This is a genomic window from Haloarchaeobius ordinarius (genome assembly GCF_051801355.1).
Classification (GTDB): domain Archaea; phylum Halobacteriota; class Halobacteria; order Halobacteriales; family Natrialbaceae; genus Haloarchaeobius.
Map to the genome: position 1 here is coordinate 1,123,380 of NZ_CP196560.1, position 26,565 is coordinate 1,149,944.

The following is a 26,565-nucleotide window of genomic DNA, read 5'->3' on the forward strand; positions in this document are numbered from 1 at the left end:
ATCACGTCACTGCCGGCCCAGCCGCTTCTCGAACACGTCGTCCACGCCGTCGTCGGTCACGCCTCTGAAGACCACGAGGTACCCGACGACGACGCTCAGCAGGAATTCTGACTCGACGAGCAGCGAGTCGGCGGAGTGTGCGGTGGTGAACACCACCGTCGGGGCGACGAGAGCGGTGAACACGACGACCGTGACGAGCCACACGTCGAAGAGTCGGCGCATGGGCGGGAGTGAGTCGGGCAGCCGATTTAAAACCGGCGTCTCGTTTCCGGTCGTTGAAAACGACAGTCGTCGACGGTGACACCAGTGGCGGGCTGTCGCGCAACGGCGGGATACTGTGACACTGCCGACAGACGCGTCCTGTACCGAAGGACAGTTGGGTCTCTGGCCCCCAGGAGACGACAATGAGCACCCAGACGACCGACCCCCTCGACGTCGAACGCATCCGGCAGGACTTCCCCATCCTCCAGCGCGAGTTCGACGGGACGGCCCTCGTCTACCTCGACAACGCGGCGACGACGCAGACCCCCGAACAGGTCGTCGACTGCATCGTCGACTACTACCACGGCTACAACGCGAACGTCCACCGCGGCATCCACACGCTGAGCCAGGAGGCCTCTATCGCCTACGAGGACGCCCACGACCGCGTCGCCGAGTTCATCGGCGCGTCGGGTGGCCGCGAGGAGGTCATCTTCACGAAGAACACGACCGAGAGCATGAACCTCGTCGCCTACGCCTGGGGCCTGAACGAACTCGGACCCGGTGACGAGGTCGTCACCACGGAGATGGAACACCACGCCTCGCTGGTCACCTGGCAGCAGGTCGCAAAGCGCACCGGCGCGGACATCAAGTTCATCCCCATCGACGAGTCGGGCCAGCTCGACATGGCGGCCGCCGCAGACCTCATCACCGACGACACGGAGATGGTCTCGGTGGTCCACGTCTCGAACACGCTCGGCACCGTCAACCCGGTCTCGGAGATAACCGACCTCGCCCACGACCACGACGCCCTCGCGTTCGTCGACGGCGCACAGGCCGTCCCGACGCGCCCGGTCGATGTCGAGGCCATCGACGCCGACTTCTACGCCTTCTCCGGGCACAAGATGTGCGGCCCGACCGGCGTCGGCGTCCTCTACGGGAAGCGCCACATCCTCGACGAGATGGAGCCGTACCTCTACGGCGGCGGGATGATAAAGAAGGTCACCTTCGAGGAGTCGAAGTGGAACGACCTGCCCTGGAAGTTCGAGCCCGGCACGCCCAACATCTCGCAGGGCATCGCGCTCGAAGCCGCTATCGACTACCTCGAGGACATCGGGATGGAGCGCGTGCAGGCCCACGAGGAGATGTTAGCCGAATACGCCTACGACCGCCTCTCCGAGCAGGGTGACGTGGACATCTACGGGCCCACGCCAGAGCAGGGTCGCGGCGGTCTCGTCTCCTTCAACCTCGACTCGGTCCACGCCCACGACCTCTCCTCCATCGTCAACGACTACGGGGTGGCCATCCGGGCCGGCGACCACTGCACCCAGCCCCTGCACGACAAACTGGGTGTCGCCGCCAGCGCCCGCGCCTCGTTCTACATCTACAACACCCGCGAGGAGGTCGACGCGCTGGTCGAGGCGGTCGACGAGGCGCGCCAGCTGTTCGCGTAACCCCGAACACAACCGTTTTCGTCGCTCCACTCGACTCGTCAGCGCATGGACCAGACCGCCCTCCGCGAGCGCGCCCGGACCTACTTCGGCGGGCTCTCGCCGACCCACGACTGGCACCACGTCCAGCGCGTCGTCACAAACGCCGAGCACCTCGCCGCAGAGACAGACGAACCGGTGGACGAGGACGTGCTGTTCGCCGCGGCGTGGCTCCACGACATCGGTCGGAAGCGCGAGGCCGACGGCGACATCGAGTGTCACGCCGAGTGGGGCGCGAAAGAGGCCCGGCGCATCCTCGAGACGTCCACGCTCTCGGCATCGAGCATCGACGCCGTCGCTCACTGCATCCGCGCGCACCGGTTCTCGAACGACGTGGAACCCGAGACCATCGAGGCCGAGCTTCTCTCCGACGCCGACAATCTGGACGCCATCGGCGCGGTTGGCCTCGCCCGGACGTTCGCGCACACCGGCGAACTCGCACAACCCATCCACGACCCGGACCTGCCAGTGAGCGAGGACGACTCACCCGCTGGGCAGACCGCGTTGAACCACGTCCACAAGAAACTGCTCCGGCTCGAATCGCGGATGTACACCGACGCCGGGACGGTGGCCGCCGCCGACCGACACGACTTCCTGGAGACGTTCGTCGCCCGGTTCGAGGCAGAAGTCATCGGCGACCGATAACTCAGTTCTGCGAAAGGAATACCCCCGCTCGCGACCTCTCTATGGTATGGACGACACGCTCGAACGACACCTCATGGCGCTACAGTTCCTGCTGCTGGGGCTGCTCGTCATCACCTTCGCCCGGTTCGTCGAAGGGCTGTCGACCGCGGGGTTCGGTGCGGCCGACGTGCTCGCGTTCCTCGGGGCGATCGTCGGGGTGGTCGGCATGCTGGGGGCGCACTGGACTGCGGAAGACGACGCGGAGACGGAACCGGCGGACGGGGCCGTACAGGGTGACGGCGGGTTGGACGTCGACGACGTGGTGGAACCGGACGAGCCGGAGGTCGTGGCCAGTTCGGCCGCCTCGCGACAGGAGGCACCATCACTTCCCGACGAACTGGCCAGTTCCCGAGCCGACACGTCGCCCGTCGAACCGGCGACGGTCGCCCAGTCAGCGCCCGGAATCCGGCCTCGCCGGCGGGGCAGTGGGCCCGCCAGTGCGGAGGACAGACAGACCAGAACCGACCTGATTCCGACGACCGAAGTCGACCCGGCGGCGACCTCGCAGTACGACCCGGTCGGCCGGGAGATGCTCGACCCGGCGACGCGACCCGACGAGGACCCGGTCTGAGTCGGGTCTTCAGTTCTCCTCTTCGCCGAGCAATCGCGCCAGCCCGAGCGTCGCACCGACGGCGGTCACGGCTGCGCCGACGCCAAAGCCGGGGATGGCGCTCTCGTCGTTCCCGTCGGACTGCGAGTCGGCCGACGACGCGGTCGTCGTCGTGGTCTCGTCCCCACCGGTGGCTGCGGTGGTTCCGCCGCCGTCGCTGCCGCCTCCATCGCCGCCACCGCCGTCGCTGCCACCGCCGTCGCTGTCACTGCCACCGTCGCCGTCCCCACCGCCCGAGCCGCCGCTGTCCGGCGGTTGGGTCCACGCCGTGGCTGGCTCCAGCAGTGGTTCCATGAGCGGGGCGGGGTCGCTACCACTCTCTGGCTCGGGGAAGACGTACAGCGCCCCGCCCTCCCCGACCCGCTTTTCCTCCCGGTCGTTGCTCGGGTCCATGTGGACCGCGCCGACGAACCCCTCGTGGATGGGTTTCGCGGTCCAGAACGAGGTCGTCTCCGGGTCGCTCCAGGCGCCGAGCACCTGCGGGGCGGCCCGGTCGGTCACGTCGTAGACCGCGACGCCACCGGCGTACCACGAGGCGTAGAGGCGGCCATCGCGGACGCCGAAGTTGTGCGAGGTCGCGCCCGAATCCGGGCCAGCCGGTGACTGGATGATGCTCTCGCGGGTCGGTTCCTCACCCATCGACCACAGTTCGATGCCGCCCGGACCGCCGTCGTGGTCGCCGGTGTCTTCCCGGTCCCACGCCTCCTTGCCGACGAACACCGCGGAGCCGTCGTCGTTTGGCTGGGAGTAGTGACTGTTGCCGGGGAGTTCGACGAGTTCGGACGTGAAGCCCCTGTCCAGGTCCGCGAGGTACTCGGGGTCCCGGCCACCCAGTCGCGCCACTGCGGTGGGGTTGGCGGGGTCGCTCACGTCGACGAGCCACGTCCCCGCGTCCCAGTACGAGACGTAGAGGATGTCGTCCTGGACGTACACGTCGTGACACGAGAGGTAGTTCGTGTAGACGCCGTCCCAGACCTTGTCCTCCTGGGTCGCACTCCAGTCGCCGACCTTCTCGGGTTCGTCGTTCGAGATGTCGTATATCATCGTGGGCGACCCGGGGAGGTTCCCGCCGGTCAGGTACACCATGTTCCCGTCGACGAAGCAGTTGTGGATGCCGTGTCGCGTCCCCTGGAAGGCGACGCGTTCCGGAGAGGCGGGGTCCGACACGTCGTAGACGAAGAACCCGACCAGGTCGTCGTTCGACCCGGCGTTCGGGCCGGCGACGATCAGCCGGTCGTCGGCGTACTTCACGTCGTAGATTCGCTGCATCGGGCCGTTGCCGGAGTGGCTGAGTTCGCGTTCTTCGGCGAGGAGAGTGGGGTTGGCGGGGTCGCTCACGTCGACGACCGCGAAGCCGTCGCGGACCGCGCAGTACACCGTCTCGCCGGCGTCGTCCACGACGGCCTCGGAGAGTCCTTTCACGTCGAGTGTCGCGGTCGGTTCGAGCGCCGGGGGGACCATCGGTCCGACATCCGAACCGGTACCGGCGCGCGCACTGCTGGCGGCGGCACGCCCGGCGAGGGCGCTGGCTGGGAGTCCGGCGAGGGCGGTCAGGAGGGTACGGCGGTGCAGGCCGGTTGCTCGGCCTGCCGAATCGGGGGCCATGTGAGAGACCAACTCTGTCAACTCCAATATGTATTTATCAAATGTAGATTTTAGTTATCGCCCCCCGTCCGCCCCGGTGCCCCGGACTCTCACACCGCTGCGGAACGTTTTTCCGGGCCACTACCCTACCAGCCCACAACAATGGGAATGGGCTCGGACATGTACCGACAGCAGATCCTCGACCACTACAAGAACCCGCGCAACTACGGGGAGATCGAGGACGCGACGTTCACCCACGTCGGCGAGAACCCGATGTGTGGTGACGAGATTCGGATGGACGTGAAACTGGACGAGGACGAGGAGACCATCGCCGCCGTGGCGTTCAAGGGCGACGGCTGTGCCATCTCGCAGGCCTCCGCGAGCATGCTCTCGGGTAAGCTCCGCGGCAAGACGCTCGACGAACTGGCCGAGATGGACCGCGACGACGTGGTCGACATGCTCGGTGTCGAGATATCCCCGATGCGCATCAAGTGCGCCGTCCTCGCGGAGAAGGTCGCACAGGACGGTGCCGAGATATACCTCGGCGAGAAGGACATCGACAAGACGACGACGGAAGACGACGACTGAGCCTCTCCCGTCACTAGTCTTCGCGGTCCTCCGAGCCAGGTGATTGTCCCGTTCTGTCCGGTGACAGTACCGCCCGCACCAGTTTCGCTTCTCCCTTCTTCAGGTGTTCAGAGGCCGTACTGGGTGCACAGCCGAGGCACTCGGCCACGTCCGCGTGGGTCGCGTGCCGCCCCTCGTCGTAGTAGCCCAGCTCGAGGGCGGCCACGAGTGCCTCGCGCTGGCGGTTGCTGAGTTCGGCGGCCGGGGCGGTCGTCGGGCCACCGCGGTACGTTCCGACCTCGTGGACTGTGACGTCCACCACCGGCGGGATTTCGTCCAGCATCGCCTGGAGCGTCGATGGGGTACCGACCACGGTCGCGTGGGCCTGCCCGTCGCGGTAGACGACGGGCTTGACGATGACCAGCCCTTCGCGGAGCAACGCGTCGAATATCCGGCGAATCAGTGGCCTGGCGGTCGGTTCGAGCGTCACCAGCAGCGAGAACTGGCCGTCGTCGATGGGGGCGGTCTCGGCGTCGGCGACCTCGGCCTGGGTTCGCAGTGCCGCGGCGAACCCGTCGCGGGTCCCGTCGGCGGTGAAGAGGGCCGTAGGGCGGCCGTCCCGGTTCACCGTCCAGTCGTGTAGCCGGGCCTCGGTCACGTAGCTGGAGTTCGAGAGCAATCGGAAGGTCTCGGGGACGACCCGCGGGTCGGGTCTGGCCGTGATGCGGAGTCGTTTCACGGAACCAGTCTGGGCGGAAGTAACTTATGAACTAGCCGTGCATGGCCGGCAGAATCACCTTTCGAGCCACCCGCGTCCCTCCCGGTATGACCGGGACCGACGTTTCGATTCGACTGGACGGCCTCCGCCGAGAGTTCGGGGCCGTCACGGCGCTGGACGGCATCGACCTCGACGTGGATGGGCCACGTATCCTCGGCGTGGTCGGCCCGAACGGCTCGGGGAAGACGACGCTCATCCAGTGTCTGCTCGGCCTGCTCGACCCGACCGGTGGGACCGCCGCCCTCGACGGCACCGACTCGCGGTCGCTCGGGACGCCCGAACGCGGGCGTATCGGCTACATGCCCCAGCACGAGGCGGTGTACCGCGACCTGACGGTGCGCGAGAACGTGTCCTTCTTCGCCCGGCTGTACGACGTCCCCGACCGCGAGACCGCGGTCGACCGGGCGCTGTCGTTCGTCGACCTGGACGACCGGGAGGGGGCCCGCATCGGCGAACTCTCCGGCGGGATGGTCCGGCGGACCAGCCTCGCCTGTGCCGTCGTCCACGACCCCTCGTTGCTCGTCCTCGACGAGCCGACGGTCGGCCTCGACCCGCAACTCAGGGCGACGATGTGGGAGGGGTTCCGCGACCGACGGGAGCGCGGCGACCTGGTCGTGGTGTCGACGCACTACCTCGGCGAGGCGACGCGCTGCGACGAAGTGCTGTTCCTGCGCGCTGGGCGGGTGCTCGCATTCGACACGCCCGACGCGCTCCTGACGCGAACCGGGACGACCGACCTCGAAGCCGCCTTCCTCGAACTGCTCGACGAGGACGGCGACGGGACCGGAGATGCACCGGAGGTGAGCGCGTGATGGCCGCCACGTCGCCACTCCACGGGACGGTCGCCGTCGCCTCCCGGCTTTTGCTATCGCTCCGGGGCGACCGCCGGACCCTCGGTCTGGTCGTCGTCGTCCCCGCGTTCGTCATCTGGCTGTTCAGCGAGGTGTTCCCCCAGCAGGCGCTCGGTGACGTCGCGCCGGTCCTGCTCGCGGTGTTCGTCTTCATGTTGACGTACATGCTGACCGCTATCGGTTTCCTCCGGGAGCGGACGGCCGGCACCCTCGAACGGGTACTGGTCTCGCCTGCGTCACGAGCTGGCATCGTCCTCGGCTACGTCCTCGGGTTCGGCGTGCTCGCGGTCGTCCAGTCCGGCGTGTTGCTGGCCGCCGCCGTCTACTTCCTCGACGTGACCTTCGCACACGGCCTCGAACTGGTCGTCCTGATAGAAGTACTGGGGGCCCTGACTGCACTCGGCATCGGCGTCGTATTGTCGCTGTTCGCCGAGAACGAGTTCCAGGCCATCCAGTTCATCCCTATCGTCATCACGCCCCAGGTCATCCTCGGGGGCACCTTCGCGCCGGTCGAGACGCTCCCGGACTACCTCGAAGTCGTCGCCCGGGTCGTCCCGCTCACGTACATGATCGACGGGATGCGATACGTCCTGCTGGACGACGGAACGTCGGGCGAATTCTGGGTCGCAGTCGCCGTCTTACTGGCGTGGACGCTGGCGTCGGTGCTCGTCGCTGCCGTCGTGATTCGCCGGGCCTGAAAATCGAAACTCGAACCGGGCTGTCGCCATCTTGACTCCGCCGTCTCCCTGCTGTCGCTGTCTCCCGGCTACCGCCCGCCACCGTTCGCCCGCCCGAGCGCTTTCGCCAGGTTGAGCAGGTACCCCAGCCCCTCCTTCACTTCGGGGTCGCGGGTGGCCTTCGCGAGGCCGATGACTCCCACGGGTTCGGACTCCTCGACGCTGGCGTCACCGACCGCGTGGAGCATGCGCTCCAGCCCGCGAACCGTGTCGGGTTCGGCGGCGGTGTCGGCCAGTGCGCCGAGGCTGCTGCCGGTCTTCGCGAGACGCATGACCATCTCGTCGTCCACTGCGCCGTTCATGAGCGCGAGCAGGTCGGCCAGTGCCGCGAGGTCGTCGAGGGTGCCGTTTCGCTGGAGTTCCGAGATGGTCTCGACCGCGGCGGCGAGGTCCTCGCCCTCGCGCCCGACCGCTTCGGCGAGCCGGACCGTTTCGGGCGTGGCGACCGCGTCGGCGGATTCGGCCAGCGTGCTCCCCGTTCTGGCGAGGCGCATCACCATCTCGTCGTCCATCGCGCTCGTGCCGAGTTCGAGCACGTCGAGCAGCTCGTTCACGGCGTCGAGCCGCGAGACGAACTCGGCGACGGCCTCGGGGTTCTGCTCGATGGCCTCGGCGAGTTCCTCGGCCTCTATCTGTTGTGGTGCTTCTGCCATCTGTCCCACCTCAGAGCAGCCCCCTGGCGGTGAGCCAGTAGGACTCGTTGTACGCGAGTTTCGCCCAGTGGACGGGGCGTGACTCGTCGCGCAGTTCGGGCGGGTTCTCGAAGTCGAACTCGACGAACGTCGCCTCGTTCATGCCCGCCTCGATGAAGCAGACGGTCTTCCCGTCGAACGTCGCGGTCGGAAGCTGGCCCCGAACCTTGCTGGCGATGCGGTCCGCGATGACGTCCGCCTCGTAGTGGGCGACGGAGCCGGCCTTGCTGGTCGGCACGTCGGCGGCGTCACCCATGGCGAACACGTCCTCGGCGTGTTTGGCTTCGAGCGTGTGCTTGTCGACGGCGACCCAGCCGTCGTCGCCGAGACCGGAGTCCGCGATGAGGTCGTCGCCGCTGTGGGGTGGGATGGCCACGAGCAGGTCGTAGTCCAGTTCCTCGCCCTCCATCGACCTGATGACCTGGTTCTCGGGGTCGACCTCCTCCGCGTTGAAGAAGGTCACCGAGTTGATGCCGCGCTCGGCGAACCGGGGTTCCATCCAGTCAGAGACCGGCTGGAGACCGTGTAGTCGCATGATGGGGTAGGTGTACGTGATGTCGACCTGGTCGCGGATGCCGCGCTCGCGGAACCACTCGTCGGCCATGAGCACGAACTCGACCGGCGCGGCCGGGCACATGTGCGGGACGCCGACGACGCTCAGCACGAGGTGGCCCGACTCGAAGTCGGCGAGGGCGTCACGGAGCTGCTCCGCGCCCTCGGCCCCGTAGAAGTGGTGTCCACCCTCCATGAGGCCGGGCACCTCCTCGGGGACCAGCTTCGCGCCGGTCGCCAGCACGAGGTAGTCGTACGACAGCGTATCGCCGCCGTCCTGCAGGTCGAGGGTCTTCGCGTCGGTGTCGATGCCGACGACGCGGTTGATCTCGAGGGTCACCCGCCGGTCGACGAGGTCCGCGAGTGGGCGGACTGCGTCGGCGGCGGTCTTCTTGCCGAACGGAACGTACAGGAACGTCGGCTTGTAGACGTGGTCGGGGGAGTCGTTGACGAGCGTCACCTCGACCTCGCCGGCTGCGACCTCGCGTTCGAGGTCCTCGACGAGCCGGTTGGCGAGGACGGTGCCGCCGGTTCCTCCCCCGACGATGACGATGTCGGTCATGATTCAGGCCTTCTGGACGTAGATGCTCCAGTAGTCGTCGTGTTCGACGGTCTCCAGCAGGTCGTGGCCGGCCTTCTCGACCCACTCGGGGACGTCCGAGACCGAGCCGCGGTCGGACGTCTGGAGTTCGATGACCGTGCCGGAGTCGGCTTTCTTTATTTTCCCGATGAGGTCCATCAGGGGGCCGGGGCAGCCGGAGCCGCGTGCGTCTATCGTTACGTCAGCAGTGAGTTGTTCGGACATTGGTTGATTTCTCGTGATGTTGGGTTGGTGGTTGGCGGGCGATTCGGTGGTCGGCGGGCGGTGGCCGCCTGTCGCTGTGGCGACCGGGCAGGCTCAGATGAAGATGACTTGCTTGTCGGCGGCCTTGGTCAGGAAGCCCGAGACGCCGAGTTCGCCGTCGAAGATGTCGACGTAGTCCGACAGTTCGCGGCCCCACATCTCCATCGCCATCGTGCAGGCGTAGATGTTCATGGGGCCCATCTCCTTGGCGTCACGGAACTGCTCCGTGAACAGGGGTATCTCGGTCTCCTCGCTGGTCAGCATAGCCTCGCCGAGCGGCCCGACGGTGAAGTCTCTGGTCTCGACGACCTCGTGTTCGAACGGGCGGAGCCCGTTCATCGTCACGAAGACGTCGACGGGGATGTCGGAGGCTGCGGCGATGGAGCCGATGATGCTGGCGGCGGTTATCTTCTCGAATTCGTCCGTCGCGATGACGATTGCATAGCCGTTCATGATGAGTTCACAGATGGTAGTTCGCACGAGAGGGATATAGTCTTGTACTCAATTTCCAAGATTCTGGGAACATCCCTCTGTGCTATCACATATCCTGCTCGGGGGAATCGCGCAAAAAAGTCGGTAATGGATGCTTTTCGTGTGGATACTCTCAGCTTTTGTTCTCTGCAAGTGGATATTTGCGTTTGCACGGGAGAGGCAATAGCTCGGCCACTACCCCGTCTGCTGTCGTCTTCCAGCCCAGTCGCCCAGTGCGACCAGCACCGCGACGGCCACGCTGAGGACGACCTGGAGTGAGAAGTCGACCGCCGACCGGAGACCGGCGACGTGGGCGTACCGGAGGAACCAGATGCCGAGGAAGGCGTACCCGAACGCGGCGTAAGCCGTCGCGAGACGTTCGAGGGACGGGCTGGCGTCGCCGAGGGCGAACCAGACCCCCACGACCGCGAGGAGGCCGGCCAACAGCCCACCGAAGAAGCCGATGATGCCACCCGGGATGTCGGGAATCTGTGACGCGAGGAGGCCACCGACGAGCAGGAACGTGGTCGCCCCCGAGCCGAGGGCGAGCAGGAGACGGCGAAGGTCCATACGAACGTATACGCGTTCTGAGGCAAAAAGTGGTGCCTGGCCAGTCTGGGAGTTCGCAACGACGGAAAGAGAAGAATGTGGATGGAACGACCGGCTGCGAACCCGGTTTCTACGCGTCGAGCCCGCCTATTCGGGCTTCAGGCCGCCGTCCTGCCCACGCCCACCTTTTGCGCTGCGCTTGGCCACTTCGTGGCCTCGCTCGGCAAAAGCTGGACCAAAACCCTCCTCACTCGCTCCGCTCACGGGTCGTTTCACTCCCCGTTCGCCTCGCTTCGTTCGTCGGTCCGTTCGGTCGCAGGCTCCCTCACGGTAGAAAACGGGACGAGATAGAACGTCTATTCCGGCTTCAGACCGCCATCCTGCACGCGCATGACGGCCTCGCCATCTGCGAGGTTCGGCGCGTCCACGAGGCGGACGATGCGCTTGTCACCCTTGGACTTGCGGAGGTACATCCGGAAGGTGGACTTGTGCCCGAGGATGTTCCCACCGATGGGCTGGGTCGGGTCACCGAAGAACGAGTCGGGGTTGGAAGCGACCTGATTCGTGACGACGATGGCGCAGTTGAACAGGTTCCCGACCTTGTCGATGTCGTGCAGGTGCTTGTTGAGCTTCTGCTGGCGCTCTGCGAGTTCGCCACGACCGACGTACTCGGCGCGGAAGTGGGCGGTCAGCGAGTCCACACAGAGGAGGCGGACGGGCCACTCGGAGTCCTCGTGTTCACCAGCGAGCTCCTGTGCCTTCTCGGCCAGCAGCATCTGGTGGTTGGAGTTGAACGCCTTCGCGACGTGAATCTTGTCGAGGAAGTCGTCGACGAGCGCCTCCATCGTCTCCTCGTCGTCGATACTGCCTTCCATCTCGCGGTCTTCGAGGGTCGCTTCGAGCGCCTCGTCCGGGAGGCCACGGACCATGTCGTCGATACGCTCCGGGCGGAACGTGTCTTCGGAGTCGATGAAGACGACGGCACCGTGGAGCCCGCCGACCTCCTTGGGGAGCTGGACGTTGACGGCGAGCTGGTGGGTCACCTGGGACTTCCCGGCCCCGAACTCACCGTACACCTCGGTGATGGACTGTGTCTCGACGCCACCGCCGAGGAGGTCGTCTACCTCGTCGATTTGCCAGCTGAGCTTGCCGATCTGGTTGCGTCGTTCGAGGACCTGCGAGCCGGTCTCGAAGCCGCCGATGTCGGCCTCCTCGCGGGCGGCCTGGACGATGTCTGCGGCGGTCGACTCGCCGACGTCCGCCGTGTTAGAGAGTTCGGAGGGAGAAGCGACGGCGATACCTTCGAACGAGTCGAAGCCTGCGTCCTTGAGCTTGTCTGCGGTTGCCGGTCCGACGCCGGGGAGTTTCTCGAGGTCTGCGTCTGCCATACCAACGTCTGGGGCGGGTTCCCCCATAAACCCTCGTTAACAGGGGAGTGAAAGTGAAAGTAGAGGACGTGATGGTGGTGCAGTCGGTCGGTTTCCGAGGGTTGAAGTGGGAACGTTCGGGCACGTGGCGCCGCGCTACTCGCGGGTCGCTGCGTTCCCCGCTCATCGTTTCGCGGCGCGTGGCGCCGCGCTACTCACGGCTCACTACGCTCGCCGTTCGAACTTGGCGGCGGCTGCGCCGCCTCCCTACTCGTACCCCACTCGCGGGTCGATGACGGTGTAGAGGAAGTCCTGGAGGATGTTCATGAAGACGATGATGAGGATGAAGATGTACATCAGCGACCCCACGAGGGGCATATCGCCCTGCACGGCGGCCTGGAAGAACAGGTAGCCGATGCCGTTGATGCCGAAGATGGACTCCATGATGACCGACCCGCCGATGAGCAAGAACGCCTCGTTGAGGATGATGGGGACGAGCGGGATGAGCGCGTTCCGGAACACGTGCTTCCAGACGATGGTCCGGCGTGAGAGGCCCTTCATGCGGGCGGTGTCGACGTACTTCGAGTTGATGGTCTCCAGGACGGCGGTGCGCCCGAGACGCATCTCGTTGCCCATCGACGCCGAGCCCATGACGAGCGCGGGTGCGAGCATCATCTTCGTGGCTTCGAGGAACGTCTCCACGTCGAAGCCGAACGGGAGACGAAACAGGGTGACGCCCCCCACGGCGACCGGGAACGCCCCGTCGTGCTGGTAGAATTCGAGCGGTGGCGGCCCGATGACGTTCACGTCGACGAGGAACGTGGCCCACTCGAAGCCAAAGAGGAGGTCCTCGGACTGGCTCAGGACGGACATGAGGATGACGCCCAGCCAGAAGTTCGGCATGGCGCGCCAGACGATGCCGCCGAAGGAGGCGAAGTAGTCGGGGTAGGTGTTCGGGTTGAGCCCGGCGTAGAAGCCCAGCGGAATGCCGACGAAGAGAGGGATGAGGACTGACCAGAACCCGAGCCACAGCGACCGCGGGGTGAGCAGGACGATGAGGTCCATCGCGGTCGCACCGTCCTTGATGACGTAGGAGTACCCGAGGTCGAACTTGGCGAGTCCGATTATGTAGTCGACGTACTGCTCCCACAGCGGCCGGTTGAGGCCCAGTCGGGTCGCGACCCGCTCGTACTGTGCGGGCGGGACCTGCGGTCCGAGGATGGCGGCGACCGGGTCGAGCGGCCCCATGCGGATGGTGATGAACGTGACCGTCACGCCGAACCAGACGACCGGCACCATCAGGAGAACCCGTTTCGCGAAGTAGTTCCAGCGACTCATCGGTGTGTGCGTCCGACCCCCATTGTCGTCTGCAACGTGTGGGAGTCGCTACCAAAAACACGACGGAGACTCAAACGGCCGATTGTGTTACTCAGCTACCACGAACGGTGGGCGCGTCTCACTCCCACGGGTGCGTGCCCGACCGGCTCGGGTACATCGGATACCAGTACTCCTTCTCTTTCTCGAGGTCGAGTTCGCCGTCGAGGTTGCTCTCCAGTTTGAACTCCGTCCCGCTGTCGCGGTCCTTCTCGCCCCGTTTCGGCACGAACGGGTAGTACGCGCCCCGGCGGAAGGAGTACACCCAGTAGGCGAGTCGGCCGTCCTTCTCGAACGCGAAGAAAGCGTTGAGCAGGCGCGAGCCGTAGTCGCGTTCGATGAACGTGTCCGCGGCGAAGTGCAGGCTCGTGATGAGGTCCTCCGGGTCGTCGTCGTGCAGCACGACCCAGTGGTAGCCGTGGTCGTCCTCGCGCACCTCGAAGGCGGTTCCCGTCTCTGACTCCCCGGCGGTGAGGATGTCCTCGACCTCGCGGACGGTGTCCTCGAAGTCGGTGCTGTCGACGCTGGAGAAACAGAGCGCACCGTCGCCGGTGCTGGCGAAGCCGAGTTCGGCCTCCATGGTGATGTAGGCCGTACTCATCCCGAAGAGGTCGTCGGGGTCGGCGTCGCGGGCAGCGTCGGCCTCGGCACGGAGGCCGAGCACTTCGCGTATCGAATCCAGCAGGCCCATGGGAAGAACGTGGGACGGGGGTGTCTTAATCGCGGCCCTTCACTTCGACGTCCCAGAGGGTCCGCGTACCGATGAGGGTCAGCAGAACCCCGACCAGTGCGAGCAGTGGCGAGAGCACCGTGTCGACCCGGTCGAACAGCCCCTCACGGGGGAGAACCCGTACCCGGTAGAGGTCGCCTTCCCAGCGGAGGTAGTCGTGGACGGCGAGCGGTTCGATGGCGTCGGACTCGCTCCCGATCCAGAGGCTCGCCTCGCCGTCGGACCCGGCCGACTCGACGGCCTCCTGTGCCCGCGGCGGCAGGTCCGCGAAGTTCACCACCTCGTCGTCGGACACCGTCTGCTCGACCGGGTCGAGGTCGACGAACACCTTCGTCTCGCCAGGGTGGACGTCGAGGTAGAGCGGGTGCGAGGCGGCGAGCAGTCCGACGAGCAGCGCGAGCAGGGCGGCGGTTCGGCGGTTCATCGACCGACCCCAGCGAGTGAGCGCATCAGACCGATTCCATCTCGCGTTCGAGCTGCTGGAGGCGCTCGATACGGCGTTCGGTCGGGGGGTGCGTGCTGAACAGCCGGGTGATGGCGCTGCCCGAGATGGGGATGATGAAGAACGCGTTCATCTCCGCCTGCTCGCGGATGTCCTCCTTCGGTACCCTGTGCATGTCGCCCGAGATAGTCTGCAGGGCCGACGCTAGCGCCCGCGGCTTCCCCGTGATGATGGCGGCCCCACGGTCCGCGGCGAACTCGCGGTAGCGCGAGAGCGCCCGGATGAGCAGGTACGAGATTATCCACACCACGAGCGAGACGAGGATGGCAACCCAGACGCCCCCGTTGTTGCGGTTACGCCCGCCACCGAGCCACGGCCCCCACCGGACGATGAGGAACGCGATGGTCGAGAGGAACGACGCGATGGTCATGACCATCACGTCGCGGTTCTTGACGTGGGCAAGTTCGTGTGCGAGGACGCCCTCCAGTTCGTCGTCGTCGAGGATGCGCATCAACTCGGTCGTCACCGCGACGGCGGCGTGTTTCTGCGAGCGCCCGGTCGCGAACGCGTTCGGGTTGCGCGAGTCGACGACGGCCACTTTCGGCTTTGGCACGTCGGCCTGCTGGGAGAGGCGCTGGACCATGGCGTGGAGCTTTGGATACTCCTCTTCGCTGACTTCTTTGGCGCCCATGCTCCAGAGCGTGAGTTTGTCGCTGAAGTACCACTGGCCGAGACTGAACAGGGCGAACATGAGCGCGATAGCGACGAGTGACCCGCCCGAGTACAGCCAGAGTGCGGCGATGAACACGATGTACAGCCCCGCGAGGAGGAACATCGTGAGGAACATCCGGAACTGGAGGCCCCTGTCCGCTTTCCATTGCATGGTATCAGTGAGGGAACGAGTGGTCTAAAGCCCACCGCCGTGTGGCGACCGAACAGCCAACACGCTTAGATACGTGTCGCGCGATTTCCACACGAATGTCGGCCGGGGAATCGCCGCTTGTCGCGACCGGGTTCACCGTCGTGACGGCCTGTATCGTCGGCACCGTGAGCGGCATCACGGTCGTCCTCGGCCCACCCATCCTCACCATGCTCATCGTCGCCGTCAGCGACGTGGCCGGGAACTTCTACGCCGGCGTCTTCCTCGGGGTGTTCATCGGCGTCCTCATCAGCGCCTTCACGGCGTTTCTGGTGTACCGGGTGTACCGCCTCCAGCAGACGCATCGCCCGCAGGCGCAGGATGGCGTGATGTACGCGCCGTCCGGGCAGGGCGGCTACCAGCAGCAGGGGACGTACCAGCAGGGCTACCAGCAGACCTACCAGCAGCAGGTTACCGGGGGTGACCCGCCGCTGTTCGACATGTACCTCGTCGGGACCGTCGCGGCGCTGCTGGTGTCGCTGGTGCTCGGACCAGTCGTGACGGTCGCGGCTGGAATCGGCGGGGCGCTGGTGAGTGCCAGGTTGTTCGCGGGGGTGTGACCCCTCGGTTATGCGTCGTCGATACGGAATGCCGTGGATCGGTTCCCGCCAATGAACACGGTGTCGTTCACGACACCGAGCCCACCGCCGCTCAGGTCGTGGGTCGACTCGTGAGCGAGTGTCCCGTTATCCCGGGTGTACGCCGTCACGGTCCCTTGTTCGCCTGCCACCCACACGTGAGACGAGGTCATGTCGATCGCACTCACCTGGCTGTCGATGCGTGCGTCCCATCGCTTCTCACCCGTCTCGGTGGCGAACGCGTGGACGAAGCCCGCCTTCGTCCCGACAACCACGAGTTCGTCGTCGACGGCGGGCCGGCACCGAACGTCCCCGCCCTCGTCCGTCGTCCACCGTGAACTCCCGTCGAATTCGTAGGCGACGACTGCCCCGTCCCAGGGTGCATAGAGAACGCCATCGTGGAGTCGACTACCCCACACGCCCGTCTCGATCGAGTCGCGGGTTCCCGACACCGAGCCTGACCTGGGGTCGACGACGCGAACGCCCTTCCACGCGAAGGAGACGTAGAGGTCGCCGTCGTGGGGGATGATGTCGGCGATGAACCCGTTTGGGAGGGCCGGAACAGTGGTCTCCCAGACCTGTTCGCCGGTCTGGATGTCTATCCCGTAGACGACGGGTGTCTGGTCACTTCCGGAGCCGTGGGCCGCCGCCCCGACGACCGCGAGACCGTCCACGACAGCGCTCGCTTCCGCGACGGTGTGATTCCCGTCTGCCGGTGCGTCTACCTGCCACAGCTCCTCGCCGGTTCCCGTATCGTATCCATGAAAATGTGCGCTGGCGTCTGACCCGCTACCACCGGAGAACCCGATGACAGCGTGGCTCCCGTCGGTGGCGAACGCGTCGGCTCCGCTGGTCATCGACCCTGTCGCAGATGCCCCCGCGGACCACATCACTCCATCGGCAGGGGTGGCCGCTGCTGCGCCGTCGAAGCCGTTGAAGAAGAACGTACCGTCGGTCGTCCAGACGTTAGCAGCGAACATATCGGACCGCCACTGCTCTGAGAGAGATACCTGGTTCACGGTCTCGTCTCCCCCGTTCGTCGCGTCTCCACCGTTGTCTCCAGCCTGTTGGGAGGCCGCCGTCGAGCCGGTCGCCGACTCGTCGGCTTCCTGGAGCCGGAGACAGCCGCCCGTCGCCAGTGCCCCAAGCGTCGCCAGCACCCCTCGCCGTTGCATACCGTCACTGGCGTGTAGATTTAGTTAAGTTTTGTCGCCACGAGAGCGGCGGCCGTCCCTGTCCACATCAGGAGCCCAGACCCGCGTTCCTTTTAGGTGAGAACGGCCAATACCCGTCAAATGAGCGACCAGCGAACGTTCTGTCCGCGCTGTGGCGACCCCATGTCAGACGTCGCCGCGAGCGACCCGCTGGGCAAGTCCGACGTGGGCGTCTGCGACGACTGCTACTTCGAGCAGTTCGAACTCGTCGACGCGCCCGACCGCATCGAGGTGATGGTCTGTGCGACCTGTGGGGCGGTCCACCGGGGCCGCCGGTGGGTCGACGTCGGTGCCAAGGATTACACCGACGTGGCCATCGACGAGGTGGCCGAGGCGCTGTCGGTCCACGTCGACGCCGAGGACGTGTCCTGGCAGGTCGAGCCCGAGCAGGTGGACCAGAACAACATCCGGATGCACTGTTTCTTCTCCGGCATCGTCCGCGGGCAGTTCCGCGAGGCACAAGTGACGGTTCCGGTCCTCATCTCCCGGCAGACCTGCACCCGCTGTGGGCGAATCTCGGGGGACTACTACGCCTCTATCGTGCAGATTCGGGCGGCAGACCGCAAGCCCACCAGTGAAGAGATCGAGCGCTCGAAAGAGATCGCGAACAAGATCGTCGCGGACATGGAGGCGACGGGCGACCGGAACGCCTTCATCACGGAGATGGGCGAGGAGAAAGACGGCCTCGACATCAAGGTCTCGACGAACAACATCGGAAAGAAGATTTCGAACAAAGTAACGGAGGAGTTCGGCGGCTCGTGGGAGGACCACGAGACGCTGGTCACCGAGGACGAGGACGGGAACGAGGTCTACCGTGTCACCTACGCGGTTCGGCTCCCGCCCTTTATCCCCGGGGACATCATCGAGCTTCAGGACCGGGACGACGGCGACGGGCCCATCCTGGTCCGGAGCGCCCACGGGAACCTGAAGGGCGTGCGGCTCACCACGGGCGAGCGCTACGAGGCGAGCTACTCCGAGGGCGACGCCCCCGAGGCCCGCAAGCTCGGGAGTCTGGACGACGGCGTCGAGACGCCCCTCGTGACGGTCGAGGACGAGCACGCCGTGCAGGTGCTCGACCCGGAGACCTACGAGGCGAAGACCATCTCGCGGCCGGACTACTTCGACCCCGACGGCGACACGGTTCGGGTGTTCAAGAGCCGCGCCGGGTTGCACGTCCTGCCCGATGAGTGACGACCTGCCTGCGGATGGCGACGACCTGCCTGCTGTCGACGACTTCGAGCGGACCGACGGCGACGAAAACGACCTCGCCGCCGTCGTCCGGAAACCGGACGCAGAGATAGCCATCGCGAGCCTGCGCGACGAGGGCGTCTACGACGACGAGCGCCGCGTGCAGGAGTACGGTGCGGAGACCGTCGCGCTCCCGGTGACAGCCCCGCCGCAGTCGACCGACGTGCTCGACGTGGTCCGCCAGACCGACCCCGAACCGCGGGCACCCGACCTCGAAACCTTGCTGCGAGAACGGGACTGGGACGACGAGGCGGTCGCTGCTGCCCCTGCGTCGTGGGCCGTCGTCGGCTCCGTCATTCTCGTCTCGCTCGACGGGTGGACCGACGAGCAAGAACGGGACATCGGCGAGTCCCTGCTGGAACTCCACGGCGAGGCAGACACCGTCTGTGCCCACGGTGGCGTCTCGGGCGAGTTGCGCCAGCCCGACACCCGGGTCGTGGCGGGGCTGGGCGACACCGAGACGGTCCACACCGAACATGGCACCCGGTACTCGCTGGACCTCGCGAAGGTGATGTTCTCGCCGGGCAACCAGGCCGAGCGCGCCCGCATGGGCGAGGTCGTCGAGGCGGACGAGGAAGTGCTGGATATGTTCGCCGGCATCGGCTACTTCACGCTCCCGATGGCCCGCGCGGGGGCGCAGGTCACTGCCGTCGAGAAGAATCCCGAATCCTTCCGATTCCTCGGCGAGAACGCGAATCTGAACGACGTGCTGGACCGCGTCTCGCTCGTCCTCGGCGACTGTCGGGAGGTCGAGGCCACAGTAGAGAGAGTCGTGATGGGCTACTACGACGCCCACGAGTACCTCGGCGCGGCGCTGGACTCGCTGGAACCCGGCGGTATCTTGCATCTGCACGAGGCGACGCCCGAGGACCGACTCTGGGACCGTCCCGTCTCGCGCATCCGCGAGGCCGCGGCCGCCCGCGGGCGCGAGGTCGAGATACTGGACACGCGCCGCGTCAAGAGCCACAGTGAAGGCGTCTGGCACGTGGTTATCGATGCCAGAGTGAATTGAGTCCACGAACGAGTATCAACAGACACTAACTGCAACCGAGTACATCGTTCCATTATACTGGACGTTCCTGTTGGTAATCCACACTTCAGAATTCACGTCATCTGGTATCGAGACTGGACCGGTTTCTTTTTCGACAGCTTTGCGGAACAGCTGCTGCTGGTCCGTGGACAGGTCCTCGTATTTTATTGCGCTCTCGCGCTGGTCGCCAGTATCGTCTGAAGATTTAACGTGCAACGATTCACAGTTATTCCCTTCTTGGTTGAGTAGCTCATTCCCAGAGAACACACCTACTCCGACTGCTAACAGCGAGATTGCTAATAAGAGTAGCAGTGTCGACTTCGATTTCACACGTGGTCCAAAATGGTATTTTCATTGGCAAAAGTTTTCGGACACAGCGAGGGTGTCTGGCACGTCGTGGTCGGCGCGAGAATCGACTGAAACGGACTGAACGGTCCTGAATCGCGCAGAAACGATTCGAACCGAGAGAAGGCATTTATCCCGTGCACCCGGCGTACTCGATATGTCCCTCCCCGAAGACGACATCGACTGGGTTCGCGCCGAACTCCCCCGCATGCTCGTGGGCGTCGTACTGGTGTTGTTCGCGTCGTGGCTGGTCCACGTCGCCCTGAACCTGCTGTTGGCAGACCTGTTCATCGGGTTCCTCGCCCGACTCCTCAACTCGTACCTCCTCTTCGACCTCGGTCGTCTTGTCGGCGAGTTCGCGGACTTTCTCGCGGTTGTGGTAAAGTGGACCGGACTGCTGGCTGTGCTCGGGTACGTGGTCCGCCGGGCGTCTCGGTCGGGCGCGCAGCGCTGACGACGAGTCAGTCCCGCTTCGGCATCACACCGCCGTAGTACAACAGGTGCGCCCCGGCAGCGATGAAGAACAGGCCGAGCAATCGCACCCGATTCCTCGCCCCCTCGCGGGGCTCGAACGCTACGTCGAGCAGCAGGTCATAGCTCCGGCCGGCGAGCGAGAGCAACCGGTCGGGAGTCACGAGATGGACGACGCCGGCCAGCGTGAGCACCGCCCCGAACGGGCGGGCCAGCGCTGACCAGGTTTCGAGTAGAGACGGACGGTCGGTCATGCTCGCGGCTTCGGGGGTCGCGGGCAAAAACGGTCGGAAAGCGGCCGATGGGTGGTCTCCCGAGACGAGCCGAGGGCTTTACGCCCCCGGAGGTGATAGAGGAAAGCGAATGTTCGGACTCAACCGCCAGCAGATCATCGCCATCGTCTTCGTCGGCCTGATGGTCCTCTCCTCGGCCGTCGGCGTCATCGGCGCGTTCTAACGCTACCCGTCGGTGTCCCACACGTCGGCCATCGGCGACCGCCGTGAGCGTCGCCGCCGGGAGCGCCGCGAGGAGCCGCTATTGCTGTCTTCGTCGTTCCCACCGCTCGCGCTGGCACCGCCGCTACTGCTACTGCCGCCGCTCGTACTGCTACTATCGCCACCGCCAGCCCCACGCTCGCCCCACGTCTCCTGTCGCCGACTGCCGCGAATCGAGCCGCCGTCGAACGCCGTGAGTGCCTCCTGGGGTCTGAACTCCGGCAGGTCCGGCTTCGAGAGTCGGTCGACCTGTTCGGCGAACCACGGCGGCGTGTCCGTCTTCGCCCGCTCGAACAGGTCGAGCAGGCTGGTGTCGGCGAGGTAGGTGTCGCCGTAGTCGTCGGGGGCGCGGATGACCCGCCCGCAGGCCTGGATAACCGTCCGGAGCGCGGAGCGGTAGTACCACGCCCACTGGCCCTGTTCGAGGCGGTGGGCGACCCGGGAGTCGCCGGTGTTGAGGAACGGGGCCTTGCACAGCACCTGCCAGCGACAGAGGTCGCCTTCGAGGTCCAGCGCCTCCTCCATTTTGACAGACAAGAAGACTTCCGGGTCGTCACAGGCCTTCCAGGACTCCAGTTCGGCGTCGCGGTTCTCCCGGCCGTGGATGCGCAGGCGTTCGCCGACGCCGAAGTCCCGGAGGAGGTCCGCGAGTCGCTCCTGGATACCATACGAATGGCAGTGGATGAGGCCCTTCTCGTCGGGATGGTGCTGCATGATGCGCGTCGTGACCCGGGAGATCTTCGGGAGGGTCTCGTCGCGGTGCTCGTAGGTCATCTTCCCCTGGGTCACGTCGTACAGCGGCCGGTTCTCGACGGGGAAGGTGTGTTCGACGTCCACCAGCGCGGTCTGCTCCGGTGGGAGGCCGACCTGCCGGCAGAAGGCGTCCTTGTTGAGGATGGTCGCCGACAGCAGGACGAACTTGTTCCCGCGGTCGTAGACGGTGTGCTGGAGGTACTTCTCGGGATTCATCGGCTTGATGGTGACCTGACCGCCCTCGCCGTCGGGCTGGTCGACTAGCCACTCCGTCGCCGACTCGGGGTCCCGGTAGTCGGTGACGAACCAGTCCAGTTCGCCGATGCGCTCTTGCAGGCGGTCTCTCACGTGTACCTCCTCAAGCGACAGGGCCTTCTTCGTGAGCAGTTCGTCCTTCCGGCGGACCAGTGTCTGCATCACGTTCTCGGCGTACTTCGCGGTGCGTTCGACCGAGTCGAGGTCGGGCACCTGCAGGTCGTCCCACATCGGGACCGTACGGGGCCCCAGCTCGATGGTCGCGTACATCTCCGCCCACTCCGCCAGCCCGTGGGCCTCGTCGATGACGACCACGTCTCTCTTTCTGAAGACCTCGCTCCCGGCGGTCTGCATGAAGTACGCGAGCGTCATCGCCGCGATGTTGCGGTTGGAGGCGATGGCCCGGTCGGAGAAATAGGGACAGCGGTGCTGGACCGTGCACTCGTACCCCTTCTCGCGGACACAGGGTGCCCGGTTCACCGGCGTGTCGCGCTCGCCGGGCAGGATGCACTTGTAGTTCGACTTCCCCCGGATGATGTTCAGGTCGTCCAGCAGCGAATCGCCCGCCACGTCGTCGAGCTGTGAGACCTGCGGCGTCGTGTAGTAGGCGCCGCTGGCCTCGCTCGGGGCGACCTGGTCCGCCCTCGCGGCACAGCCGGCGACCGCCCGGGCGAGCAGGGACTTGCCACTCCCGGTCGGCGCGCGCACGAGCACCACGTCGTTCCCCGCGTCGAAGGCGTCACGGATGTCCCTGAGCGCCTGTTCCTGGTTGCCGCGGTAGGAGGGGGCGGGGAACTCCTCGAAGATACGGGACGGGTCCACTGTGCTGTCGAAGCCGTGGGACGGGTGTAAAATCATCGGTCGCTGTTGAACGCTGCTGGAAGTGTCCCGCGATGTGTTGGTGGTGCCGGTTCGTGCTGTGTTGTTAGTTGGTCGCGAGTCGCTGTGGTCTGTTTCGACGAGCAGTTCACTCGCGCCGATGGAAATGGGACAACCACCGCACCGCACAGCACCGCTCCGCACCACTCCCTCCCCAGCCGATTGCGGTGCTCCCTCCGCTGGCGCTCCGGTCCGCTCCGCATCCCTCGCGTGGACGGCACAGCACGCCTCGCTGTCGCTCGGCGGACTGCTTGCTCACGCGCCACCTGGCAAAATCAGTCGTCGTCGCGGGCCTCAGCCTCAGAAATCGCCGCCACGTCGGCGGCAGTCGGGTCGTCGGGGAGGCGCTCGATGCAGTCGAAACAGAGGAAGTGTTCGGAGCCGTCGCTGTCGAACTCGAGCGTCATGCCGCCGGCCTCGTCGCCGGCAAAACTCCAGAGGTTGGCGATACCACCGCTGATTGGAACGGGTTTGCCACATCCGTCGCAGGGGTCTCTGCTCACGCCCGAATCGAGGTGCCCGAGGTGGTTAGTCCTTCTGTCCGGCCCGCCGGACGCACCAGGCGAGGCCGACGGCGAGTGCGTACAGGTACGTCCCGAACAGCAACGCGACCGTCGCCGTGGTCTGCTCGACGGTCGGGAGCGCCTGCTTCAGGAGCGTCCAGCCGCTCATGAGCAGGGAACCCGGAACGTCGAGTGCTGCGACCGTGGTGAGTTCCGCCAGTGCGACCAGCGACAGCAACAACGCGAAGCTCACCACCGTTTCCCGGTTGAACAGGGGGTCCACCGTCCGTGGTCGTGCCGCCACCATATCATCTCCTTATTGGAAATCTATGTTATGTCTTTGGGTGGAAAACGTAGCCCTACTGAAATCTATTTATATACGACGAACGCCCCGTCCGACGGCCGTCAGACGAACCGTGGCGGAGGAATGACCATCGACTATCCGAATCGGCGGGGTGGGACCTGCGATGCACAGGGTCGACCTTTTGCCGCGGGGGAGCGAACTCGACACAGATGGAGGTGAACTGCGAGGGGTGCGCCGGCTGTTGCATCGACTGGCGACCGCTCTCGGACCACCCGGAGACGCACGACCACGAGCGACGCGGGCCGCACCGACCGCTCGACGACACGTACAACCTGGTGCCGCTGGCCCGCGAGCAGGTCCGGCGCTACTGCGAGGAAGGGCTGGCGGACGTGCTCGTCCCGCGGCTGTGGCTCGCCGAAGACGAGCAGGGGGTCGCGGTCGACGGCCGGCAGATCGCCGCAGTCGACGGGAAGCCGGCGTTCTTCGTCGGCCTGCGCAAGACACCGAAACCGGTCGCCCCGTTCGGTATCGACGGGGAGCGCTGGCTCCGGACCTGCGTCTTCCTCGACCCCGACACCCTCCAGTGTCGAATCCACGGGTCGGACCTGTACCCGAGCGAGTGCGCCGACTACCCGGGGCACAATCTACTGCTGGACCGGGAGACCGAGTGCGAGCGCGTCGAGGCCGAGTACGGCGGCGAGCGACTTCGGGACGACGAGCCGCCGGAATCGGCGGGGAGCTTGCTCCTTGGCCCCCAGGCCCTCGGCGAGAAGGTGTTCGTCCACCCACACCCGGGGGACCTCGACGGGGTCGTCGGGCGGGCACTCACCCGCGGGCTGACCCGGACCGACCGCGCCGAGTTCGTGGCGACCGCGGCTGCGTCGGCCCCTGGGACCACCGGGCGAAGCGAGTCCCACTACGACCGCTATCGCGAGCTGGCACTCGACGCGAACTCCTGGGCGGGTCGAGCGCTCGCCGACTGGGAAGCGCTGTCGAGCGGTATCGGCTCTCTGGCCTCCGTGAGCGTCCTCGCGGCCGGGGTCGAGGAGGTCCACGGTGCTCCGTCGACGCCCGGCTGGGACGCGGTCGAGTGAGCCGCGGGGCGCGTCGGGGGTGACTGTTATGCCGGCGGGTGAACTTTGCTAACACATGCGTGTGCTCGTCACCGGTGCGACCGGGTTCGTCGGAAGCCGACTCGTCCCCGAACTCGTCGCCGCCGGCCACGACGTGGTCGCCCTCGTGCGTGACCCGTCCCGCTACGACGGTCCGTCCGAGGTCGAGGTGGTCGTCGGCGACCTGCTCGACTACGAGAGCCTCCCACCCGCGTTCGACGGCGTCGAGGCGGCGTACTACCTCGTCCACTCGATGCACTCTGGCCCCGACTTCGAGGAGCGCGACCGGCGGGCCGCCCGGAACTTCGTCGACGCTGCCAGTGGCTCGACCGTCGAGCGGGTCATCTACCTCGGTGGGCTGGGTGAGGAGCGCGACCACCTCTCGAAGCACCTGCGGTCGCGCCGTGAGGTCGAACACGTCCTGGAGAGCGGCCCGTACGCCCTGACGACGCTCCGGGCGGCCATCATCGTCGGAGCGGGCAGTGCCAGTTTCGACATGATTCGCCAACTGGTGAGTCGTCTCCCGGTGATGATAACGCCGCGGTGGGTCCGGACCCCGTGTCAGCCCATCGCCATCGACGACGTGGTGGCGTACCTCGTCGGCGTCCTCGAATCCCCCGAGACGGCGGGCCGGACCTTCGAAATCGGTGGGTCGGACATCCTCACCTACCAGGAGATGCTCGAACGCACTGCCCAGGTGATGGGTCGACGGCTCCGGGTCGTGCCAGTGCCGGTACTCTCGCCGGAACTATCGGCGCACTGGGTCAACCTCGTGACCGACGTGCCAAAGAGCGTGGCGCGCCCGCTCATCACGGGCTTGCGAAATCCGGTCGTCTGCTCGGAGAATCGCATCCACGAGTTCGTCGACGTGGACCTGACCCCGTTCGACGAGGCCGTCGAACGGGCACTGGGCGAGGATGCAGCGTCGCGTCCGACCGCGATGCCAGAGGCCAACTGATGGGTGAGCGACTGGCCGAGGAGTTCGGTGAGACGTGGGTGTACGAGAGCATCGTCGGTGCCTTGCCCGGTGTCGATATCTCCGAGCGCACCGCGGTGACCATCCAGATCGCCGTCTTCGAGGCGTCGATACTCCTCGTCGCCTGGCTGTACGACCTCTGGCAGGCGGTGTTACCGGGGACGGCCGCCGTCATCGTCGCCGCCATCGGGAGCGCCCTGATGCTCCGGCTGGGAGCGTCTATCCGTCGGTTACCGACACCGGCGAACTACCAGCGCCTGCTGTTCGGGTCGAGCGTCGAGGTCGTCCTCGGTGTGCTCGCGTTCATCGCGCTCGTCACGCACCTGTTCGTCTTCGACCCCGCGCGGTCGGCAGACCCCATCATAACCGCCCTGTTCGGCCCGGACCCGCCGGTGCTGGCGGTGTACCTGATGTTGCTCATCCTGTGGGACGTGGCCTACCGCATCGGGACGGGCTGGTGGGCCGCCGTCACGGCCATCTGGCGGGCCTACGTGTACGACTTCCCGCAGGGGACGGCCTGGGCGTTCGCCCGGACCGACCTGTTGAACCTCGGGTTCGCGGTCGCACAGCTGGTGCTCGCGCCGTTCGTCTGGGACAGACCGGTGCTGGCTGCGGTGCTGGTCGCACACGTCTGTGCGGTCACGGCCGCGACGTCACTGTCGGTAGGATTGAGCTTGCGGGGAAGGTTCGCTTAATCGTCGCCTTTTATCTCTTTGAACTGCGCGAGCAGGTCGTCCGCGGAATCGCCGGAGTCGTACTCCACCTTGCCGTGGTACACTGTCCGTTCGTCGTCGAAATCAGTGTCCACCTGGGTGGACTTCTGCTCGCGCCGCTCGTGTTCGTCGTCGTCATAGGCACCCATTGACATGGTACTCGAAAACACAATTTGTTATTGATGTATATGAAGGTATCGCCGATTTTGTACGAATATCCTATATGTCTGTGTACCTGTCGAACGGGTCGC

General features: G+C 66.0%; 33 protein-coding genes. 13 read left to right on the forward strand and 20 right to left on the reverse strand.

Features of this window, described 5'->3' with window-relative positions:
• Positions 1–6 precede the first annotated feature (6 nt).
• Positions 7–222, reverse strand: a complete 216-nt coding sequence (locus ACSC1R_RS05795) for a hypothetical protein (RefSeq protein WP_439028129.1) — start codon at positions 220–222, stop codon at positions 7–9.
• Between the two features lie 182 nt (positions 223–404).
• Here ACSC1R_RS05795 and ACSC1R_RS05800 point away from each other — a divergent pair, with 182 nt between their 5' ends.
• The 3 genes from ACSC1R_RS05800 to ACSC1R_RS05810 are packed head-to-tail and all read left to right on the forward strand — an operon-like array spanning position 405 to position 2,943.
• On the forward strand, positions 405–1,652 hold the full coding sequence (locus ACSC1R_RS05800; RefSeq protein WP_439028130.1) for an aminotransferase class V-fold PLP-dependent enzyme: 1,248 nt from the start codon (positions 405–407) through the stop codon (positions 1,650–1,652).
• A 45-nt stretch (positions 1,653–1,697) separates the two neighbouring features.
• On the forward strand, positions 1,698–2,333 hold the full coding sequence (locus ACSC1R_RS05805) for an HD domain-containing protein (RefSeq protein ID WP_439028131.1): 636 nt from the start codon (positions 1,698–1,700) through the stop codon (positions 2,331–2,333).
• A gap of 46 nt (positions 2,334–2,379) precedes the next feature.
• Complete coding sequence (locus tag ACSC1R_RS05810; protein WP_439028132.1) at positions 2,380–2,943, forward strand: hypothetical protein; 564 nt, start codon at positions 2,380–2,382, stop codon at positions 2,941–2,943.
• 9 nt (positions 2,944–2,952) lie between these two features.
• Here ACSC1R_RS05810 and ACSC1R_RS05815 read toward each other — a convergent pair whose 3' ends face one another.
• Positions 2,953–4,587, reverse strand: coding sequence for an LVIVD repeat-containing protein (locus ACSC1R_RS05815; protein ID WP_439028133.1), 1,635 nt, complete (start codon positions 4,585–4,587; stop codon positions 2,953–2,955).
• A 141-nt stretch (positions 4,588–4,728) separates the two neighbouring features.
• Between ACSC1R_RS05815 and sufU the strand changes: the two genes are divergently transcribed.
• A complete protein-coding gene (sufU, locus tag ACSC1R_RS05820) occupies positions 4,729–5,154 on the forward strand; it encodes a Fe-S cluster assembly sulfur transfer protein SufU (protein ID WP_439028134.1) in 426 nt (141 codons plus the stop codon).
• A gap of 13 nt (positions 5,155–5,167) precedes the next feature.
• Here the strand turns inward: sufU and ACSC1R_RS05825 are convergent, their stop codons facing one another.
• Entirely contained in the window at positions 5,168–5,872 is a 705-nt protein-coding gene (locus tag ACSC1R_RS05825; RefSeq protein WP_439028135.1) for a helix-turn-helix domain-containing protein, read from the reverse strand.
• Between the two features lie 86 nt (positions 5,873–5,958).
• Between ACSC1R_RS05825 and ACSC1R_RS05830 the strand changes: the two genes are divergently transcribed.
• Both ACSC1R_RS05830 and ACSC1R_RS05835 read left to right on the forward strand, forming a co-directional pair.
• Complete coding sequence (locus tag ACSC1R_RS05830) at positions 5,959–6,723, forward strand: ABC transporter ATP-binding protein (RefSeq protein WP_439028136.1); 765 nt, start codon at positions 5,959–5,961, stop codon at positions 6,721–6,723.
• Positions 6,723–7,460 (forward strand): ABC transporter permease, encoded by a 738-nt coding sequence (locus ACSC1R_RS05835; RefSeq protein ID WP_439028137.1) that lies wholly within the window; start codon positions 6,723–6,725, stop codon positions 7,458–7,460. Before ACSC1R_RS05830 ends, ACSC1R_RS05835 begins: the two co-directional genes overlap by 1 nt.
• A 68-nt stretch (positions 7,461–7,528) precedes the next feature.
• Here ACSC1R_RS05835 and ACSC1R_RS05840 read toward each other — a convergent pair whose 3' ends face one another.
• From ACSC1R_RS05840 to htpX, 10 genes are all read right to left on the reverse strand, one after another.
• Complete coding sequence (locus tag ACSC1R_RS05840; protein ID WP_439028138.1) at positions 7,529–8,152, reverse strand: DUF1641 domain-containing protein; 624 nt, start codon at positions 8,150–8,152, stop codon at positions 7,529–7,531.
• Positions 8,153–8,162: 10 nt separating this feature from the next.
• A complete protein-coding gene (locus ACSC1R_RS05845; RefSeq protein ID WP_439028139.1) occupies positions 8,163–9,305 on the reverse strand; it encodes an NAD(P)/FAD-dependent oxidoreductase in 1,143 nt (380 codons plus the stop codon).
• 3 nt (positions 9,306–9,308) lie between these two features.
• A complete protein-coding gene (locus ACSC1R_RS05850; RefSeq protein WP_439028140.1) occupies positions 9,309–9,548 on the reverse strand; it encodes a sulfurtransferase TusA family protein in 240 nt (79 codons plus the stop codon).
• Between the two features lie 93 nt (positions 9,549–9,641).
• Positions 9,642–10,067: a hypothetical protein gene (locus ACSC1R_RS05855; protein ID WP_439028141.1), complete on the reverse strand. Its 426-nt coding sequence runs from the start codon at positions 10,065–10,067 to the stop codon at positions 9,642–9,644.
• A 186-nt stretch (positions 10,068–10,253) separates the two neighbouring features.
• Positions 10,254–10,628, reverse strand: coding sequence for a hypothetical protein (locus ACSC1R_RS05860; protein ID WP_439028142.1), 375 nt, complete (start codon positions 10,626–10,628; stop codon positions 10,254–10,256).
• A gap of 335 nt (positions 10,629–10,963) precedes the next feature.
• A complete protein-coding gene (gene radA / locus ACSC1R_RS05865) occupies positions 10,964–11,995 on the reverse strand; it encodes a DNA repair and recombination protein RadA (protein WP_439028143.1) in 1,032 nt (343 codons plus the stop codon).
• A 246-nt stretch (positions 11,996–12,241) separates the two neighbouring features.
• Positions 12,242–13,312, reverse strand: coding sequence for an ABC transporter permease (locus ACSC1R_RS05870; protein WP_439028144.1), 1,071 nt, complete (start codon positions 13,310–13,312; stop codon positions 12,242–12,244).
• A gap of 118 nt (positions 13,313–13,430) precedes the next feature.
• The gene (gene pspAB / locus ACSC1R_RS05875; RefSeq protein WP_439028145.1) at positions 13,431–14,039 is read right to left on the reverse strand and encodes a PspA-associated protein PspAB; all 609 of its coding nucleotides are present in this window, start codon (positions 14,037–14,039) and stop codon (positions 13,431–13,433) included.
• A gap of 25 nt (positions 14,040–14,064) precedes the next feature.
• Positions 14,065–14,502 carry a hypothetical protein gene (locus tag ACSC1R_RS05880; RefSeq protein ID WP_439028146.1) on the reverse strand — a complete coding sequence of 146 codons (438 nt, stop codon included), beginning with the start codon at positions 14,500–14,502 and terminating at the stop codon, positions 14,065–14,067.
• A gap of 25 nt (positions 14,503–14,527) precedes the next feature.
• Positions 14,528–15,403 (reverse strand): zinc metalloprotease HtpX, encoded by an 876-nt coding sequence (gene htpX, locus ACSC1R_RS05885; RefSeq protein ID WP_439028147.1) that lies wholly within the window; start codon positions 15,401–15,403, stop codon positions 14,528–14,530.
• 95 nt (positions 15,404–15,498) lie between these two features.
• Between htpX and ACSC1R_RS05890 the strand changes: the two genes are divergently transcribed.
• Positions 15,499–15,999, forward strand: coding sequence for a hypothetical protein (locus tag ACSC1R_RS05890; protein WP_439028148.1), 501 nt, complete (start codon positions 15,499–15,501; stop codon positions 15,997–15,999).
• A gap of 8 nt (positions 16,000–16,007) precedes the next feature.
• On the opposite strand, the gene ACSC1R_RS05895 is transcribed toward ACSC1R_RS05890, so the two are convergent.
• On the reverse strand, positions 16,008–17,192 hold the full coding sequence (locus tag ACSC1R_RS05895; RefSeq protein WP_439028149.1) for an outer membrane protein assembly factor BamB family protein: 1,185 nt from the start codon (positions 17,190–17,192) through the stop codon (positions 16,008–16,010).
• A 120-nt stretch (positions 17,193–17,312) separates the two neighbouring features.
• Between ACSC1R_RS05895 and ACSC1R_RS05900 the strand changes: the two genes are divergently transcribed.
• Both ACSC1R_RS05900 and ACSC1R_RS05905 read left to right on the forward strand, forming a co-directional pair.
• Complete coding sequence (locus ACSC1R_RS05900; RefSeq protein ID WP_439028150.1) at positions 17,313–18,422, forward strand: 60S ribosomal export protein NMD3; 1,110 nt, start codon at positions 17,313–17,315, stop codon at positions 18,420–18,422.
• On the forward strand, positions 18,415–19,491 hold the full coding sequence (locus ACSC1R_RS05905) for a class I SAM-dependent methyltransferase (RefSeq protein WP_439028151.1): 1,077 nt from the start codon (positions 18,415–18,417) through the stop codon (positions 19,489–19,491). The genes ACSC1R_RS05900 and ACSC1R_RS05905 overlap by 8 nt, the downstream gene beginning before the upstream one ends.
• 15 nt (positions 19,492–19,506) lie before the next feature.
• Here ACSC1R_RS05905 and ACSC1R_RS05910 read toward each other — a convergent pair whose 3' ends face one another.
• On the reverse strand, positions 19,507–19,839 hold the full coding sequence (locus ACSC1R_RS05910) for a hypothetical protein (RefSeq protein ID WP_439028152.1): 333 nt from the start codon (positions 19,837–19,839) through the stop codon (positions 19,507–19,509).
• Between the two features lie 172 nt (positions 19,840–20,011).
• On the opposite strand from ACSC1R_RS05910, the gene ACSC1R_RS05915 reads away from it, so the two are divergent.
• On the forward strand, positions 20,012–20,308 hold the full coding sequence (locus ACSC1R_RS05915; RefSeq protein WP_439028153.1) for a hypothetical protein: 297 nt from the start codon (positions 20,012–20,014) through the stop codon (positions 20,306–20,308).
• Positions 20,309–20,315: 7 nt separating this feature from the next.
• Here ACSC1R_RS05915 and ACSC1R_RS05920 read toward each other — a convergent pair whose 3' ends face one another.
• The 4 genes from ACSC1R_RS05920 to ACSC1R_RS05935 form a co-directional block, all read right to left on the reverse strand.
• Positions 20,316–20,579, reverse strand: coding sequence for a hypothetical protein (locus ACSC1R_RS05920; RefSeq protein WP_439028154.1), 264 nt, complete (start codon positions 20,577–20,579; stop codon positions 20,316–20,318).
• Positions 20,580–20,783: 204 nt separating this feature from the next.
• A complete protein-coding gene (locus tag ACSC1R_RS05925) occupies positions 20,784–22,649 on the reverse strand; it encodes a helicase C-terminal domain-containing protein (RefSeq protein WP_439028155.1) in 1,866 nt (621 codons plus the stop codon).
• A gap of 332 nt (positions 22,650–22,981) precedes the next feature.
• A complete protein-coding gene (locus tag ACSC1R_RS05930) occupies positions 22,982–23,209 on the reverse strand; it encodes a DUF7561 family protein (protein WP_439028156.1) in 228 nt (75 codons plus the stop codon).
• 25 nt (positions 23,210–23,234) lie between these two features.
• On the reverse strand, positions 23,235–23,516 hold the full coding sequence (locus tag ACSC1R_RS05935) for a hypothetical protein (RefSeq protein WP_439028157.1): 282 nt from the start codon (positions 23,514–23,516) through the stop codon (positions 23,235–23,237).
• Positions 23,517–23,722: 206 nt separating this feature from the next.
• Here ACSC1R_RS05935 and ACSC1R_RS05940 point away from each other — a divergent pair, with 206 nt between their 5' ends.
• The 3 genes from ACSC1R_RS05940 to ACSC1R_RS05950 are packed head-to-tail and all read left to right on the forward strand — an operon-like array spanning position 23,723 to position 26,296.
• Complete coding sequence (locus ACSC1R_RS05940) at positions 23,723–24,607, forward strand: YkgJ family cysteine cluster protein (protein WP_439028158.1); 885 nt, start codon at positions 23,723–23,725, stop codon at positions 24,605–24,607.
• A 55-nt stretch (positions 24,608–24,662) separates the two neighbouring features.
• Complete coding sequence (locus ACSC1R_RS05945) at positions 24,663–25,583, forward strand: NAD(P)H-binding protein (RefSeq protein WP_439028159.1); 921 nt, start codon at positions 24,663–24,665, stop codon at positions 25,581–25,583.
• Positions 25,583–26,296 (forward strand): DUF7530 family protein, encoded by a 714-nt coding sequence (locus ACSC1R_RS05950; protein ID WP_439028160.1) that lies wholly within the window; start codon positions 25,583–25,585, stop codon positions 26,294–26,296. Before ACSC1R_RS05945 ends, ACSC1R_RS05950 begins: the two co-directional genes overlap by 1 nt.
• On the opposite strand, the gene ACSC1R_RS05955 is transcribed toward ACSC1R_RS05950, so the two are convergent.
• Complete coding sequence (locus ACSC1R_RS05955) at positions 26,293–26,469, reverse strand: DUF5786 family protein (protein WP_439028161.1); 177 nt, start codon at positions 26,467–26,469, stop codon at positions 26,293–26,295. The genes ACSC1R_RS05950 and ACSC1R_RS05955 overlap by 4 nt on opposite strands.
• Positions 26,470–26,565: the final 96 nt, after the last annotated feature.